Origin of the sequence: Micromonospora sp. WMMD1082, assembly GCF_029626175.1 — a bacterium.
Classification (GTDB): domain Bacteria; phylum Actinomycetota; class Actinomycetes; order Mycobacteriales; family Micromonosporaceae; genus Micromonospora.
On record NZ_JARUBM010000002.1, the window covers coordinates 2,210,930 to 2,224,813 of the forward strand.

Genomic DNA, 13,884 nt, shown 5'->3' on the forward strand with positions numbered 1-13,884 from the left:
GTCGTTTTCCCGGTCCCCCGGAGCCGGGTCGTACGCTGCTGATCGTGAGCACCTCAGCGACGCCCGGCATCGATCCGCCACCCGCCGTGGCCGGTGGCGAGGCGTCGCAGACCCTGGACCGGGGGCTGCGACTGCTGCACCTGGTCGCGGACGCCCCGGGCGGGCTGACCGTCACCGAGGCGGCGAACCGGCTGGGCATCGGTCGGGCCGCCGTCTACCGGCTGGTCGGCCCCCTGACCGCGCACGGAATGCTACGCCGCGACGCCGCTGGCCGGCTGCGCCTCGGCGCGGGCGTGCTGCACCTGGCCCGGCGCGCCCAGCCGCTGCTCGCCGAGGGAGCGCTGCCCGCGCTGCGGCGGCTCGCCGAGCAGGCCGGGGCCACCGCCCACCTGACCGTGGTCGAGGGCGGCGAGGGGGTCGCGCTGGCGGTGGTCGAGCCGAGCTGGACGTCGTTCCACGTGGCGTACCGGACCGGGGCCCGGCACCCGCTGGAGCGCGGAGCGGCCGGGCGGGCCATCCTCGCCGGCCGGTCGGGCGCCGCCGGCCCGGTGAGCACCGCCGGTGAGCTGCAACCCGGCGCGTACGGAGTGGCCGCGCCGGTGCTCGGGGTGCCCGGCCTGGAGGCGAGCGTCGGGGTGGTCGCGCTGGCGCCACTCGACGCCGAGGCAGTCGGCGCGCAGGTGCTGGCCGCCGCCACCGCCATCGCCGCCGCCCTCGCCTGATCCCCCACCCCTGGCCCGCCTCCGACCGGCGCTCGGCGCACGTCGTGACCGGCCCGGCCCAGCGGGATCGAGGTGCGCCACATAGCACATGAAGCGGTGGGTGTGGGCACTATCCACAGGCGACGGCTACGGGGAGGTCCGAGGTTATCCACAGGGGCTGCCGGCACGGCCGCACGGCGAGCAGGCTTCGGTCATGCCTGCTCAAGCACACCGACCGGACGCCCTGGCCTGGCAGGTCTTCCGCGGCTCGGACGCCGTCCGTGGTGGCCTGCTCACTGGCAACCAGCTGCGTAACTCCGCCTGGGTTCGACTGCGGCGGGACATCTACGCCGATGCCCGGCTCGATCGTGACCACGAGTTGGCCTGCCGTGCCGTGGCGCTCCAGTTGCCGGCCGGGGCGGTCATCGCCGGCCCGTCGGCGGCGTACCTGCACGGGATCGAGCATGCCGCCGGCTTTGCCGACGCCGTCCACGTTCTGGTGCCGGCGCAGTCCGGGCTGCGCAGCCAACGGAGCCTGCAGGTGCACACGATCGCCGGGGCGGAGTTGGCCGGGCTCGCCCGCCCGGGCACGCTGCCACGCACCGACCCGACCCGGGCCGCCTGGGAGAGCGCCGCCTGGCTGGAGCCGATCCGCGCGATCGGCATCGTCGACACCCTGCTCGGCCGAGGTCTCACCACGCGGGCGGCGCTCGCCGAGATCGCCGCCGCGAACGACGCCCGCCCCGGCGTACGCCGGGCACGTTGGTTGTTTGACCTCGCGGAACCGGCGGCCCAGTCACCGTCCGAGTCGCATCTACGGATCCGGCTGGTGCTGGCCGGGTTGCCCCGCCCGGTCGTGCAGCACCCGGTACGGGCGCCCGGCGGTCCGGTCCTGCATCCCGACCTCGCCTGGCCGGACTTCAAGGTCGCGGTGGAGTACGACGGGCACTGGCACTCGGATCGCGAGCAGTTGCACCGGGACCGGCGGCGGCTCAACCGACTTGTCGGGGCGGGCTGGCTGGTCCTGCACGTGACCAGTCGCCGCCTGTACGGAGACTTCCCGGGGATCGTCCGCGAGATCAAGTCCGTCCTGGCCAAGCGGGGGTGGCGCGGATGAGCACGAGACGGCCACGACGGGCACCGTCAACGGCCGCGTGGTCAGACGACCGCGGGTGGTGTTTGGCCGGCGCGGGGCCGGATCGGCGACGACGGGTCACCGTCGCCGGCCAGCTCGGCCAGCGCGGCGGGCAACTCGGCCAACGTGGAGACGGTGGCGTCCGGCACCACACCGGCCGGCAACCGCTCGCCGCGCCGGTCGAGCCAGACGGCCCGCAGACCGGCCCGCTGCGCCCCGACAACGTCGTACGCCGGGTTGTCGCCGACGTGCACCACCTGCCCGGGCGGCACACCGGCCGCCTCGCACACCGCGGCGTAGAACTCCGGGGCCGGCTTCTTGGGAAGGCCGTTGTGGTGCGCGTACACCTCGAAGGCGAACTCATTGGCGAGGCCGCAGCGTTCGGCGCGGCTGTTGCCGTTGGTGGCGAAGCCCAGCGTCCACCGTTGACGCAGGACGGCCAGCGCGGGCAGCGCGTCGGCGAACGGCCGGGTGAGCGCGAACCGCCGGGCGAAGAAGAGCGCTGCCAACTCGTCCAGATGGGCGCCGAGACCGGCCCGACCCAGCGAGCGGGCCAGCGCGGCCCGCCGGATCTCGGCCACCGGCGCCGCGGCCAGGTCACCGAAGACCGCGTCCCAGTCCGACTCCAGGTCCGCCAGGCAGACGCCGGCCGCCGCCGGAGTCCGCCGCCGCATCTCCTCCAGTACGGCCGTCAGCCCACCGGTGACGGCCGGACGGAGGTCGATCAGGGTCTCGTCGGCATCGAAGACCACCGTGGTCAGCATGCCGCCCAGCGTGTCACGTGAGGGCGGGTTCCGTCGCCTCCGGTTCCGTCGCCTCGGGTTGCGCCGGTTCGGCGGGGATCCGCAGCTCGTCGAGGCGGACCAGCGCCACGCCCGCGACGATCAGCAGCCCGCCGAGCAGCTGCACGACCGTCGGTAGCTCACCCAGCACCAGCCAGGCGATCAGCACCGCGAACAGCACCTCGCTCAGCCCGACGAAGGAGGCCAGTCGGGCGCCCAGGGCACGCGCCGCAGCGATGCCGGCCAGGTACGCGACCACCGCCGCGACCAGCGCGAGGCCGGCGATCGGTACCAGCCAACTGGTGTGTCGCCCGGCGAACTCCACGGTGTCGAAGGTGGCCCGCAGCGGCAGCGCGCCGACCAGGCCGAGCAGCAGCAGCGCGCCGGCACCGGCGGCCATTCCGCCACTGGCCATGACCACCGACGGCAGCGCGGGGTCGGCCCGGCCAGCCAGCACGAAGTAGCCGGCCAGCCCGACCGCCGCGCCCAACCCCCAGAGCACGCCGACCGGGTCGAGCCGACCGGCCCCGGCCAGGTCGAGCACGAACACCAGGCCGGCGAGAGCCGTCACCGAGCCGGCCACGGTCAGCCGCCGGGGACGCTGTCCCTGCATCAGCCAGGTCCATCCGACGACGAGGATGACGCCGAGGTACTCCAGCAGCAGCGCGACGCCGACCGGCAGGTAGCGCACGGCGTTGAAGAAGCACGCCTGGGCGACCGCGACCCCGAGCAACCCGAAGATGCCGATCGACGCGAGGTTGCGGCGCAGCACCGGCCACCGGCCCCGCAGCACGATCACCGCAGGCGCCGCCAGCACCAGGGCGGCGATGCCGACCCGGACGATGACGACCGCCTCGGCCGACCAGCCGTCATTGATCAGCGAGCGGGCGAAGGTGCCCGAGGTGGCGAAGGTGACCGCGGAGAGCAGCGCCAGGGCGAGACCGGGACCGGCGACGGACGGTTGGCGCATGGACTCTCCTTGGCACGGCCGCCCACCATGGGCAAAATAGGTTACGCCGATGACGCTAAGCCGGGGTCGTGACAGGAGTCAAGTTGCTGTTCGCCCATGACACTGAATGCTCGTTGACCGCCGCCGCCGCGCTGGTCAACACCGACGGCCGGGACGGCGAGGAACTGGCCGACGTCGCCGCCCTGGACGCCTTCTACACCACCCACGCCTACAGCGGACGCCACGAACACACCGAAGCCGAACTTCGGGCGGTACGCGCATTGCGTCCCCGGCTGCGCCGGCTCTGGTACGCCCACATCGACGAGATCGTCTCGATCGTCAACGGGCTGCTCCGCGAGCACCGCGCGTTGCCCCAGCTCATCACGCACGACACCGAGCCGTACCATCTGCACGCCGTCCCCCGGGACGCCCCGCTGGCCACCCGGATCGCGGTCGAGGCGGCGATGGCGATCGCGGACGTGGTGCGCGGCGGCGAGTTGCGGCGGCTGCGCATCTGCGAGTACCCCGACTGCGACAACGTGCTGGTCGACCTCTCGAAGAACCGTTCCCGCCGGTTCTGCGACGCCGGCTGCGGCAACCGGGCCGCGGTCAGCGCCTACCGCGCCCGCAAGGCCGCCGCCCGCTCGTGAACCCGACGCCGAACGCGACGTTCCCCGCGTGACCTGGCGCCGACCACCTCGCGGGAAGGCGGCGATTGGCTTTGGGTGCATCTGTTGTCGTTATGGCAACTACAAGTGCACCCACAAGCCTCGGGCAACGCACCGCCGACGTTGGTTCGGCGGGTTAGCGGGCGCGGCCGGCTAGTCAGTCACCACTCCCCGCCGAGATAGAGCAACCAGACCGGTGTCAGGTGCGGTGAGCCGTCCGGCCGCAGCGTGCAGAGCCAGCCGACCCGCTCCCCCTCCAGCCGGGCCAGGACCCCCGCGCTGATCACGTCAGCGCGGCTGGGCAGCCACGAAAACCCGCCAGGCGTACGGCTCGAAGGTCAGCACCGGCCCCGTCGGATCCTTACTGTCCCGCACCCCGACCACCCCAGGAAGATTCGTCGCCACCTCGACACAGTCGTTGGACTGTGCGCTCCGGCTGCTCTTACGCCACCGGGCGCCGCTCAGCTCCATGACTCGGCCACTTCCCTCATTAGCTCGATCGACTGGGTGGGCGTGTATGCCTCGCCGAGGCTAACCTCCCACACCTGCCGCAGAAGATCGAGATCGGCTGGCCGGTCCAGTTCCTGCCCGCCGATGTGGCTAGCCAGGAAGGCCACATCGTTGCCCTCCCTTGAGGTGGCGAGTAGGAACGGACCGCCCAGGCCGGGGTATTCCGCCGCCGTCTGAGGAACCACGTGTAGCCGGACACGTGGATGTTCGGTGGCGACGCGCACGAGGTGTGACACCTGGTCAGCGATTACCTTCCGACCTCCGACACATCGGCGAATCGCGGCCTCGTCAATAATCGCCATCAGGTACGGTGACGGGTCGCCGGACAAGATCGCTTGATTATCGATCCGCTCCGCCAGGCGGCACTCCACTTCGGTGTGGTCCAGCAGGCCACCGGACTCGAAGACAGCTCGCGCATAGTCCTGCGTCTGCAGGAGACCTGGCACATACAGCGGCTCATACCACCGCAGTTTCGCCGCCTGCTCGACAAGCGCCTTCGCCCCTCGTCGCCACGACTGAGCACGGTCGAGGGGTACCAGGTTGGTGAGCATGCGGGTGTAGAGGCCGCCGGTGTCGAGGGCGCCGTCGAACAGTTCCAGGTACTTCGGCGTGGGCGGCTGCTGGCCGAGTTCCACCGCGCTGACCATCGACGGTGAGTAGTTGACCGCCCTGGCCAGTTCCTCCTGACTCCAGCCCCGCCGAATCCGCGCCCGGCGTAGCTCCGCGACCAGGAACGCCGCCGCGGTCGTCTGCCCACCCGCCATCTCCAGCCGCCCTCCAGGAACCGGTTGATCGACTCCAGCGCCACGCCACCGGCAACCCGGCTTCGCCGCAGTGGACCTCGGACAGCGTGGACGAACCCTTCCGACCGTAGCGGTGTCATCAGCAGACTGTGAAGTGCGACGTTCGCCGCTCATCCCCCGAGCGCGGCGTCCAGGTGGGACCGCCCGCTCCCCCGGCCGGGCGGTCCCACTGCCGGGGCGATGACGCACACGATTCGGCTCGAAGGAAAGGCTGCGCCATGTCCCGATCCGCCTGGCTGACCTGGTTCCCCCGTACCCCTCGGCTGGCCCGCAACCAGCGCCCGGTACCCCTCGCACCCCGGCACCGCCGGGTCTGGCGCGGTCTGCGCCGGTACTGCTCCTGTGGCCTGCGCTGGCGCACCTGCCCGGATCGGTACGCGGCCGTGCCGACCGAGCCGACCACACCGGTCGCACCCGCGCCGCCACCGAACCGGCCGCGCTGGGCCTCGGCGACCATGGCGAACCCGCAGTTCGGCAGGGTCGGGCGGCTCACCGTCGCGCAGTCCTGGCGGGCCAATGGCGGCCGGTGGTGACCGGTCCGGCCGCGCCGGCCCGACCGCATCTGCCGCTGCGCCCGCTCTGGCTCTGCCGGGTCTGCGCCGCGCCCTGGCCCTGCGCCACCGCGCGACTCACCCTCGTCGCCGAGTACGCCGACGACCGGATCGCGCTGAGTATCTATCTCTGCGCGGTACTGCACGAGGCCACCGCCGACCTGTACCGGCTCCATCCGGACGACGGTCCGGAACCGACGGCGCTCTTCGCCCGCTTCCTCGCCTGGGTGCCTCGGCGTCGGCCGATGGGCGGGCCTTGATCGACACTGGATGCGGCATGTCGGGGTTATCCGAGGGGTCGGATGCCCCGACATGCCGCATGTCGTGTCGATCAGCCCCCGGCGATCGACCGCTCAGGGGTGGGTCATCCGGAGCAGGTCGAGCGCCTCCTCCAGTTGGGTCTCGGTGAGCTTGCCGGAGTCGAGATGGCCCCGGGAGATCACCACCTCCTTGATGGAGGTCTGCTTCTCCAGCGCCTCCTTGGCGATCGAGGCGGCCTCGTCGTAGCCGAGGTGGCGGTTGAGCGGGGTGACGATCGACGGCGAGCCCTCGGCGTACGACAGGCAGACCTCGGCGTCCGCGACCAGGCCGACCACGCAGCGGTCGGCGAGCAGGCGGCTCGACGCGGCGACCAGCCGGATCGACTCCAGGATGTTGCGGCCCATCACCGGCAGCATCACGTTCAGCTCGAAGTCCCCCTGCGAACCGGCGAAGGCCACGGTCGCGTCGTTGCCGACCACCTGCGCGCAGACCTGCCGCACGGCCTCGCAGACCACCGGGTTGACCTTGCCCGGCATGATCGACGATCCCGGTTGGAGATCAGGTATGCGCAGCTCGCGCAGGCCGGCCCGGGGGCCCGAGCCCATCCACCGGATGTCATTCGCGATCTTGTAGAGGCCGACCGCCACGGTACGCAGCTGCCCCGAGGTCTCCACCAGCGCGTCCCGGGCGCCCTGCGCCTCGAAGTGGTTGCGCGCCTCGGTCAGCGGCAGCCCGGTCGAGTCGCGCAGCTTCTCGATCACCCGGGCGGCGAAACCGAGCGGAGTGTTGATGCCGGTGCCGACCGCCGTCCCGCCCAACGGCAGCTCGGCCAGTCGGGGCAGCGCCCCCGCCAGCCGTTCGATGCCGTACCGGACCTGGGCGGCGTACCCGCCGAACTCCTGCCCGAGGGTCACCGGGGTGGCATCCATCAGGTGCGTACGCCCGGCCTTGACGACGGTGTCGAACTCCTCGGCCTTGGCCTCCAGCGCACCGGCCAGGTGGGCCAGCGCCGGGAGCAGATCCCGCGCGACGGCCTCGGTGGCGGCGAGGTGGATCGAGGACGGGAAGACGTCGTTGCTGGACTGCGAGGCGTTGACGTCGTCGTTCGGGTGCACGTCCCGGCCCAGCTCCCGGCCGGCCAGCGTGGCGATCACCTCGTTGGTGTTCATGTTGGACGACGTGCCGGAGCCGGTCTGGAACACATCCACCGGGAACTGGTCATCGTACCCGCCGTCGGCCACGTGCGCGGCGGCGGCTGCGATCGCCGCGGCCACGTTCGCGTCGATCACGCCCAGGTCACCGTTGACCTCGGCCGCCGCGCCCTTGATCTGGGCCAGTGCCCGGATCTGCGCCGGCTCGATCCCCCGGCCCGAGATCGGGAAGTTCTGCACCGCCCGCTGAGTCTGCGCCCGCCACAGCGCCTCGGCGGGCACCTCCACCTCGCCCATCGAGTCGCGTTCGATCCGGTAGCCCGTCGCCTCTGGAGTCGTCACGCGTACCATCCTGCCGCGCCCGGCGGCGACGTGCAGATGATCGCCGCAGTAGGATCCCACCCCACCAGCCCGGCCCGCCCGCCTGGCGTTCCTGCTCTGCACTGTGAGCTGCCTGCTGTTCCGTTGAAGCTGTCCGCGAGAGGGGTTATGCTTCAATCGTCAGGAGCAATAGCTCCTGGAAGTGGACCCGGCAGCCTTCCGGACGGTGGGTGGGCCGGGTTTCGCGTCTCCGGCCTCTCACACATTGCGCACTTCCCTGATCATGGGCCGCACCATCGCGCGCCACTCACCGCCTCTGGCCCATGACCATGCGATCGCGTCGGGCAGCACCAGCAGATGGTCGTCGTAAGCACGAAGATGGTCATAACGGATCTGCCCGATCATGCCCGCGAGCCGAATCTCCCGGTTGAGCACGGCAGCATCAGCGGCACGACGGGAGTCGTCGAGCTCCAACACAAGTCGCTCGGTCTCGATCTTTGCCGCGTCTGCAACCAGAGCCCGCAGGCACAGTTCCCGACCGATCCGGAGATCACGATGACCGGTCGCGTCATAGAGCACGATGATCGGATCCAAGACGCGCAGAGCAGCGATTATCAACCTGCGCCTGTCGTTGCGCTCTTTGCAAAAGTGGATGCTGCGCTGGTTCGGCAGCGTCAGCCTGGCTATCGCCTGGCGCGCTCTGGACAGGGAGTCGGGGCCGAGCGTCGCGGCGGCCATAATCAGGCCGCGCTCCTTGGTCTCGTCAACGAAGGTGTGCACACGCATGCCGGGCCTCAGCGATGCCGCAGGCTTTGGAGGGGTAAGCCGCTTTCCTCGACGACGAAGAAGGCCCAGCCATTTCTCGACGACGACACGCCAGGCTTGTAGTGCTCCACGATCCTCCGAGCAGCCTGGCTCGGCGTCCTGAGGATCTGCCCGGCGAGCGGCCCAGAGGTGATCTCGATCCGCCCGGGACCCGGCACGAAGGACGCATAGGTGCGGTGTCCTGCGTAGTCGGCATAGACCCGAACGGCGTGCGGCTCTTCAATCTCGCGGGGGCGGAGTTCCTCCCTGCCCGCCCCCGCGCGCCTCCGCGCGTCCACCACGAGCCTTGCGACGACCTGGCCTTTGGTCAGCCCGGCAACCTCTGCCGCGAAGGCGAGGTACTGGTCGGTGTCATCATCAATATCGTCGATGGACGGCATCAACTTTCCTCTCGCTCGACGGAGAGCATACCACTCAAGCGAGAAGGCGTCGAACTTCAGAAACTCCTAAAACTCCAGAAACTCCAAACGCTCAGCGGTGGCCGATGGTGAGGACGGGCTTGGTCACCTCGGCGAAGAAGTCGTCGCCCTTGTCGTCGACGACGATGAAGGCCGGGAAGTCCTCCACCTCGATCTTCCAGACCGCCTCCATGCCCAGCTCCGGGTATTCCAGGACCTCCACGTGCTTGATGCAGTCCTGGGCCAGCCGGGCCGCCGGGCCGCCGATCGAGCCCAGGTAGAAACCGCCGTGCTGCTCGCAGGAGCGGGTCACCTGCGCCGACCGGTTGCCCTTGGCGAGCATCACCAGTGACCCACCGGCGGCCTGGAACGTCGCCACGTAGGCGTCCATCCGGCCGGCGGTCGTCGGGCCGAACGAGCCCGAGGCGTAGCCCTCCGGGGTCTTTGCCGGGCCGGCGTAGTAGACGGCGTGGTCGCGCAGGTACTGCGGCATCGGCTCGCCCGCGTCCAGCCGCTCCGCGATCTTGGCGTGGGCGATGTCCCGGGCCACCACCAGCGGACCGCTGAGCGACAGCCGGGTCTTCACCGGATACTTCGACAGCTCGGCGCGGATCTCGGCCATCGGCCGGTTGAGGTCGACGCGTACCACCTCGGTCGCGTCCAGGTGCGCCTCGGTGACCTCGGGCAGGAAGCGGGCCGGGTCGGTTTCGAGGCGCTCCAGCCACACACCCGACGGGGTGATCTTGGCGACGGCCTGCCGGTCCGCCGAGCAGGAGACGGCGATCGCCACCGGGCAGGAGGCGCCGTGTCGGGGCAGCCGCACCACCCGTACGTCATGGCAGAAGTAGCGCCCGCCGAACTGCGCGCCGATGCCGAAGTTGCGGGTCAGCTCCAGCACCTCGGCCTCAAGCTCCAGGTCGCGGAAGCCGTGCGCGGTCATCGAACCGGAGGTGGGCAGCGCGTCAAGATACTTCGCGCTGGCGTACTTGGCGGTCTTGAGGGCGTACTCGGCGCTGGTGCCGCCGATCACGACGGCCAGGTGGTACGGCGGGCAGGCCGAGGTGCCGATCAGCCGCAGCTTCTCCTCCAGGAACTGCATCATCCGCGTCGGGTTCAGCAGCGCCTTGGTCTCCTGGTAGAGGTACGACTTGTTGGCCGAGCCGCCCCCCTTGGCCATGAAGAGGAACTTGTACGCGTCCGGGTGGCCGTCCGGATCCTCCGCGTACAGCTCGACCTGGGCGGGCAGGTTGCTGCCCGTGTTGCGCTCCTCCCACATCGTCAGCGGCGCGAGCTGCGAGTAGCGCAGGTTCAGCCGGGTGTACGCCTGCCACACTCCGCGCGAGATCGCCTCGGCGTCGCCGCCGTCGGTGAGGACGTGCCGGCCACGCTTGCCCATCACGATCGCGGTGCCGGTGTCCTGGCACATCGGCAGCACCCCACCGGCGGCGATGTTGGCGTTGCGCAGCAGGTCCAGCGCGACGAACCGGTCGTTCGGCGAGGCCGCCGGATCGTCGATGATCGACCGCAGCTGGGCCAGGTGGGCGGGGCGCAGGAAGTGCGCGATGTCGTGCATCGCCTCGGCGGTCAGGGCGGTCAGGGCGGCCGGCTCCACGGTGAGGAAACGGCGACCACCCGGGCCGTGGACCACGTCGACGCCCTCATCGGTGACCAGGCGATACTCGGTCTGGTCGGGACCGGTCGGCAGCAGGGGGGCGTACGAGAAGTCGGCGCCGCTCATGACGGCACTCCGCTTCGCTGCGTGCCGCCATGAGGCACCAATGCGCTGAGCCTGATGATTCGCTCGCCGCGCTCGCTCATGACGGCACTCCGCTTCGCTGCGTGCCGCCATGAGGCACCGCCGCACTGCGTTGATGATTCGCTCGCTGGCGCTCGCTCATGACGGCAAAGCCTAGGGCAGAAGGGTCGATCAGTCCCACCCGCCGGGTGGGGTGCCCGCCCCGCACCCCCATCCGCCCCCGTGGGCGGTCACTTGCCGAGGTCGGGAGCGGCGCACAGCTCGTTCTTCGGGCCGCAGCTGTCCTGCGGCTGTGGGATGCCACCGGTGCCGGTGGACCCAGGTACCGGGCCGTTGCCGTCACGCGGTGGTTCGCCGGCCGCCCCGCCGAAGCGGACGTACCCGATCTCCCGCCCCTCCCCGATCACCATCCCGGCGGGGCCGACCGCGAGCGCGTTCGCCGAGGTCCGCAGCGCGGCCAGCTCCCGTCCGGTACGCGGGTCGAGCGCGGCCAGCCGGTTGGGCTTCTCGTCGGTGACGATCACCGCGTATGGGGTGAGCGCGGCGCCCGTCTTCTGCCCGGCCGGCCGGTTCCAGCGGACCCGGCCGGAGCCGAGTTCGCGGGCCGAGACCGTGCCACCGTCGGCGGCCCGGACCACGGCGTACCGGTCGTCGACGGCCAGCACCCGTTCCCCGTTCGCGGTAACCAGCAGCAGCCGCCCGTCGTACCCGTCGATGACGGCCTCCCGGCCGTCGGGCGCGACGCCGACCAGCACGTTGCGGGCGCCGTACGGGTCTTCCCGCTGTACGCAGCCGGCGCTGTCGGCGGTCCGCAGGTTGATCCCCGACTGCTGCCACGCCTCCTGGCCGGTGATCGAGTCCCGGCCGGAGATCGCGAAGTAGCAGTTGCCGTCCTGCGAGCGGGCCGTGATGCGCAGCAGGCGACCACCGATCACGGCGAGCCGCTCGTCCCGGCCGGGTTCGACGTTCTGGAGCACCCGGCCGGTCGCGGTGTCCACCACGTGCACCCGCCCGTCGACCGGGAAGCCGAGCAGCGGCGTCACCGCCTCCGGGCCGGCCACCTCACCGTCGATCCGGGCGGTGGTGAGCCGGCGGGTGTCCAGCAGGTTCGGGTTGTCGGCGAGCAGGCCGCTGCTGACCCCGGGCAGGAAGGCGGTCCACAGCGGGGCGGTACCGCGCGGATCCCAGGCGCTCAGGGTGCAGTCGGTGGCGTCCACGCAGCGCGCGTCGAGCAGCAGGTTGCGATACGTCCAGACGGCGACTGCGTCGCCGTCCCGGCGGCGGGTCACACCGGTGACCGGGTCGAGCACCTCGTAACCCTTGACGAGCAGCCGACCCACGACGACCACGGCCTCCTGCCCGACGCCGGCCACCGCACTCCAGTCCGCCTTGCGCTCCCAGAGCTGGGTGCCGGCGGCCAGGCTGCGGGCCTCGACCCGGGTGCGCTGCTCGACCACCACGGTCTCCCCGGCGATCGTGACGCTGCGCGGGGTGCCGCCGATGCGCTGCTGCCAGACCAGGTCCGGCTGGGACATCGACTGGCGCCGGTTGACCCAGTCCCACATGGTGGGGAACGGGTTCCAGACTCCGGTCGCGGCGAGCACCACCACGGTGGTCAGGCCGAGCAGCAACCAGCCACGTACGCCGAGGCCGCTCCCCTTCGCCACCGGGACACGGTAGCCACCCGCGCCCTTCCCCGCCCGCACCGCGCCGCGTGTCGCGCAAGGAAGGGCCTGTCATCAACCCCTCCGGCGGGGGGTCAGGATCGGCCAGAGGGCCAGCGTCGCCACGACCGACGCGGCGCCGGCGACCGCCATCACGACCCCCGGCGCGAGCACCTCGCTCAACGCGCCGGCGCCGGCCGCGGCCAGCCCCTGCCCCGCCATCATGCCGGTACTGACCAGCCCGAACGCCTGTCCCCGACGCGCCTCGGGAACCGCGTCGAGGAACCGCCGGGCCAACCCGAGCTGGTAGGCGAAACCCGCGGTGGCCACCGCGAACAGGGCCGCGGCAGGCAGCAGCGCCGGCCGGGCCAGGAACGCCAGCATGGGTACGCCGAGCAGCAGCGCCAGCCACGGGGTCAGGCGTTCCCGGCGGCCCGGTGCCACGAATCGCCCCACCAGCAGGTCGCCGACGAGCATGCCCCCCGCGCCGGCCATCAGCAGCACGCCCGCGCTGGCGCCCGGCCCCAGTTCGGCCGCGTACGGCACGGCCACGCCCTCGGCACCGACCAGCAGCGAGCCGGGCAGCCACTGGGCGAGCAGCAGTCCCCGGATCCGCCGGTCGGCGAGCAGGGCACGGTTGACCCGCAGGGTCTCCCGGACCGCTCCCGGCCGGGCCCGCCCCGCCCGTGCCGCACCGGCACCCGGCTGCCCAGCGGGGATCGGTTTCTGCGAGCGGGCGGGGCGGCGGGTGAGGCCGAGGCGCACCATCAGCGCGGCGAGGCCGCAGGTGGTCGCGGTCAGCCAGAGCGCGCCGTACGGGCCTACCAGCCCGAGCAGGAGGCCACCGAGGGCGAACCCGGCCACCTGGGTTCCCCCGGCGGCGACGGTGAGCAGCGAGCGCCCCAGGACGTACGCGTCGCCGTGCAGCACCTCCGGCAGCAGGGCGGTGCGCGAGGCGCTGCTGACCGGACCGAAGAGGGCCACGACGGCGACCAGGCCGAGCATCGCCGTCGGGGACAGCACGCCGGTGGCGAGCACCGCCACCATGGCGAGCCGCACCAGGTCGTAGCCGACGATCAGCGCGCGGGGCGGCCACCGGTCGGCCAGTGCCAGCAGGAACACCCCGCCCAGGGCATGGGGCAGGAAGCCGGTGACGTACGCCAGCGCGGCCAGCAGGCCGGAACCGGTGCGCTCGTAGACCAGCACGGACAGGGCGAGCATCTTCACCGTCTCGCCGATCATGAAGATCCCGAAGCTGGCGAAGAGGACCCGGAACTCGGCGACGGCGAAGACGTCCCGGAAGGTGGCTGGCCGATCGGCCAGCACCGGCGACGCGGGCATGCTGGTGCTGTTCACGCCGGCCAGCCTGGTGGCCAGACCTGCATTCGCTCTATCCTTTCGCTCCAGGG

16 protein-coding genes are annotated in these 13,884 nt (G+C 71.6%); 5 read left to right on the top strand and 11 right to left on the bottom strand.

Translation table 11 applies throughout. From position 1 onward, the window contains the following. Positions 1-44: 44 nt before the first annotated feature. Together O7615_RS10385 and O7615_RS10390 are read left to right on the top strand one after the other, a co-directional pair. Entirely contained in the window at positions 45-722 is a 678-nt protein-coding gene (locus O7615_RS10385; protein ID WP_278177199.1) for a helix-turn-helix domain-containing protein, read from the top strand. Between the two features lie 193 nt (positions 723-915). Further along, entirely contained in the window at positions 916-1,818 is a 903-nt protein-coding gene (locus O7615_RS10390; protein ID WP_278177200.1) for a hypothetical protein, read from the top strand. A 41-nt stretch (positions 1,819-1,859) separates the two neighbouring features. On the opposite strand, the gene O7615_RS10395 is transcribed toward O7615_RS10390, so the two are convergent. Together O7615_RS10395 and O7615_RS10400 are read right to left on the bottom strand one after the other, a co-directional pair. Beyond that, positions 1,860-2,600: an HAD family hydrolase gene (locus O7615_RS10395; protein WP_278177201.1), complete on the bottom strand. Its 741-nt coding sequence runs from the start codon at positions 2,598-2,600 to the stop codon at positions 1,860-1,862. Between the two features lie 13 nt (positions 2,601-2,613). Next, complete coding sequence (locus O7615_RS10400) at positions 2,614-3,588, bottom strand: EamA family transporter (RefSeq protein WP_278177202.1); 975 nt, start codon at positions 3,586-3,588, stop codon at positions 2,614-2,616. 83 nt (positions 3,589-3,671) lie between these two features. Here O7615_RS10400 and O7615_RS10405 point away from each other — a divergent pair, with 83 nt between their 5' ends. Continuing rightward, complete coding sequence (locus tag O7615_RS10405) at positions 3,672-4,217, top strand: CGNR zinc finger domain-containing protein (protein ID WP_278182049.1); 546 nt, start codon at positions 3,672-3,674, stop codon at positions 4,215-4,217. Positions 4,218-4,396: 179 nt separating this feature from the next. Here O7615_RS10405 and O7615_RS10410 read toward each other — a convergent pair whose 3' ends face one another. The 3 genes from O7615_RS10410 to O7615_RS10420 are packed head-to-tail and all read right to left on the bottom strand — an operon-like array spanning position 4,397 to position 5,509. After that, positions 4,397-4,522 (bottom strand): pyridoxamine 5'-phosphate oxidase family protein, encoded by a 126-nt coding sequence (locus O7615_RS10410; RefSeq protein ID WP_278177205.1) that lies wholly within the window; start codon positions 4,520-4,522, stop codon positions 4,397-4,399. 1 nt (position 4,523) lies between these two features. Then, a complete protein-coding gene (locus O7615_RS10415) occupies positions 4,524-4,706 on the bottom strand; it encodes a DUF397 domain-containing protein (protein WP_278177206.1) in 183 nt (60 codons plus the stop codon). Then, positions 4,697-5,509: a helix-turn-helix transcriptional regulator gene (locus O7615_RS10420; protein ID WP_278177208.1), complete on the bottom strand. Its 813-nt coding sequence runs from the start codon at positions 5,507-5,509 to the stop codon at positions 4,697-4,699. Before O7615_RS10420 ends, O7615_RS10415 begins: the two co-directional genes overlap by 10 nt. A 257-nt stretch (positions 5,510-5,766) precedes the next feature. Between O7615_RS10420 and O7615_RS10425 the strand changes: the two genes are divergently transcribed. Beyond that, the gene (locus tag O7615_RS10425; protein ID WP_278177210.1) at positions 5,767-6,081 is read left to right on the top strand and encodes a hypothetical protein; all 315 of its coding nucleotides are present in this window, start codon (positions 5,767-5,769) and stop codon (positions 6,079-6,081) included. Next, positions 6,075-6,359: a hypothetical protein gene (locus O7615_RS10430; protein WP_278177211.1), complete on the top strand. Its 285-nt coding sequence runs from the start codon at positions 6,075-6,077 to the stop codon at positions 6,357-6,359. Before O7615_RS10425 ends, O7615_RS10430 begins: the two co-directional genes overlap by 7 nt. Before the next feature lie 93 nt (positions 6,360-6,452). Here O7615_RS10430 and O7615_RS10435 read toward each other — a convergent pair whose 3' ends face one another. The 6 genes from O7615_RS10435 to O7615_RS10460 all read right to left on the bottom strand — a co-directional run bounded on the left by O7615_RS10435 (position 6,453) and on the right by O7615_RS10460 (position 13,816). Then, entirely contained in the window at positions 6,453-7,862 is a 1,410-nt protein-coding gene (locus O7615_RS10435; RefSeq protein ID WP_278182050.1) for a class II fumarate hydratase, read from the bottom strand. Positions 7,863-8,090: 228 nt separating this feature from the next. Continuing rightward, entirely contained in the window at positions 8,091-8,618 is a 528-nt protein-coding gene (locus O7615_RS10440; protein ID WP_278177213.1) for a hypothetical protein, read from the bottom strand. A gap of 8 nt (positions 8,619-8,626) precedes the next feature. After that, entirely contained in the window at positions 8,627-9,037 is a 411-nt protein-coding gene (locus O7615_RS10445; RefSeq protein WP_278177214.1) for a hypothetical protein, read from the bottom strand. 91 nt (positions 9,038-9,128) lie between these two features. Continuing rightward, the gene (locus O7615_RS10450) at positions 9,129-10,793 is read right to left on the bottom strand and encodes a fumarate hydratase (RefSeq protein ID WP_278177215.1); all 1,665 of its coding nucleotides are present in this window, start codon (positions 10,791-10,793) and stop codon (positions 9,129-9,131) included. Between the two features lie 248 nt (positions 10,794-11,041). Beyond that, entirely contained in the window at positions 11,042-12,478 is a 1,437-nt protein-coding gene (locus O7615_RS10455; protein ID WP_278177216.1) for a PQQ-binding-like beta-propeller repeat protein, read from the bottom strand. A 72-nt stretch (positions 12,479-12,550) separates the two neighbouring features. After that, complete coding sequence (locus O7615_RS10460) at positions 12,551-13,816, bottom strand: MFS transporter (RefSeq protein WP_278182051.1); 1,266 nt, start codon at positions 13,814-13,816, stop codon at positions 12,551-12,553. Positions 13,817-13,884: the final 68 nt, after the last annotated feature.

Excerpts from the sequence above, each read along its gene's own strand:
- O7615_RS10460 (WP_278182051.1), bottom strand. The coding sequence starts at position 13,816 with ATGCCCGCGTCGCCGGTGCTGGCCGATCGGCCAGCCACCTTCCGGGAC.
- O7615_RS10420 (WP_278177208.1), bottom strand. The coding sequence starts at position 5,509 with ATGGCGGGTGGGCAGACGACCGCGGCGGCGTTCCTGGTCGCGGAGCTA.
- O7615_RS10390 (WP_278177200.1), top strand. The coding sequence starts at position 916 with ATGCCTGCTCAAGCACACCGACCGGACGCCCTGGCCTGGCAGGTCTTC.
- O7615_RS10415 (WP_278177206.1), bottom strand. The coding sequence starts at position 4,706 with ATGGAGCTGAGCGGCGCCCGGTGGCGTAAGAGCAGCCGGAGCGCACAG.
- O7615_RS10440 (WP_278177213.1), bottom strand. The coding sequence starts at position 8,618 with ATGCGTGTGCACACCTTCGTTGACGAGACCAAGGAGCGCGGCCTGATT.
- O7615_RS10450 (WP_278177215.1), bottom strand. The coding sequence starts at position 10,793 with ATGAGCGGCGCCGACTTCTCGTACGCCCCCCTGCTGCCGACCGGTCCC.
- O7615_RS10395 (WP_278177201.1), bottom strand. The coding sequence starts at position 2,600 with ATGCTGACCACGGTGGTCTTCGATGCCGACGAGACCCTGATCGACCTC.
- O7615_RS10400 (WP_278177202.1), bottom strand. The coding sequence starts at position 3,588 with ATGCGCCAACCGTCCGTCGCCGGTCCCGGTCTCGCCCTGGCGCTGCTC.
- O7615_RS10435 (WP_278182050.1), bottom strand. The coding sequence starts at position 7,862 with ATGGTACGCGTGACGACTCCAGAGGCGACGGGCTACCGGATCGAACGC.
- O7615_RS10425 (WP_278177210.1), top strand. The coding sequence starts at position 5,767 with ATGTCCCGATCCGCCTGGCTGACCTGGTTCCCCCGTACCCCTCGGCTG.
- O7615_RS10445 (WP_278177214.1), bottom strand. The coding sequence starts at position 9,037 with ATGCCGTCCATCGACGATATTGATGATGACACCGACCAGTACCTCGCC.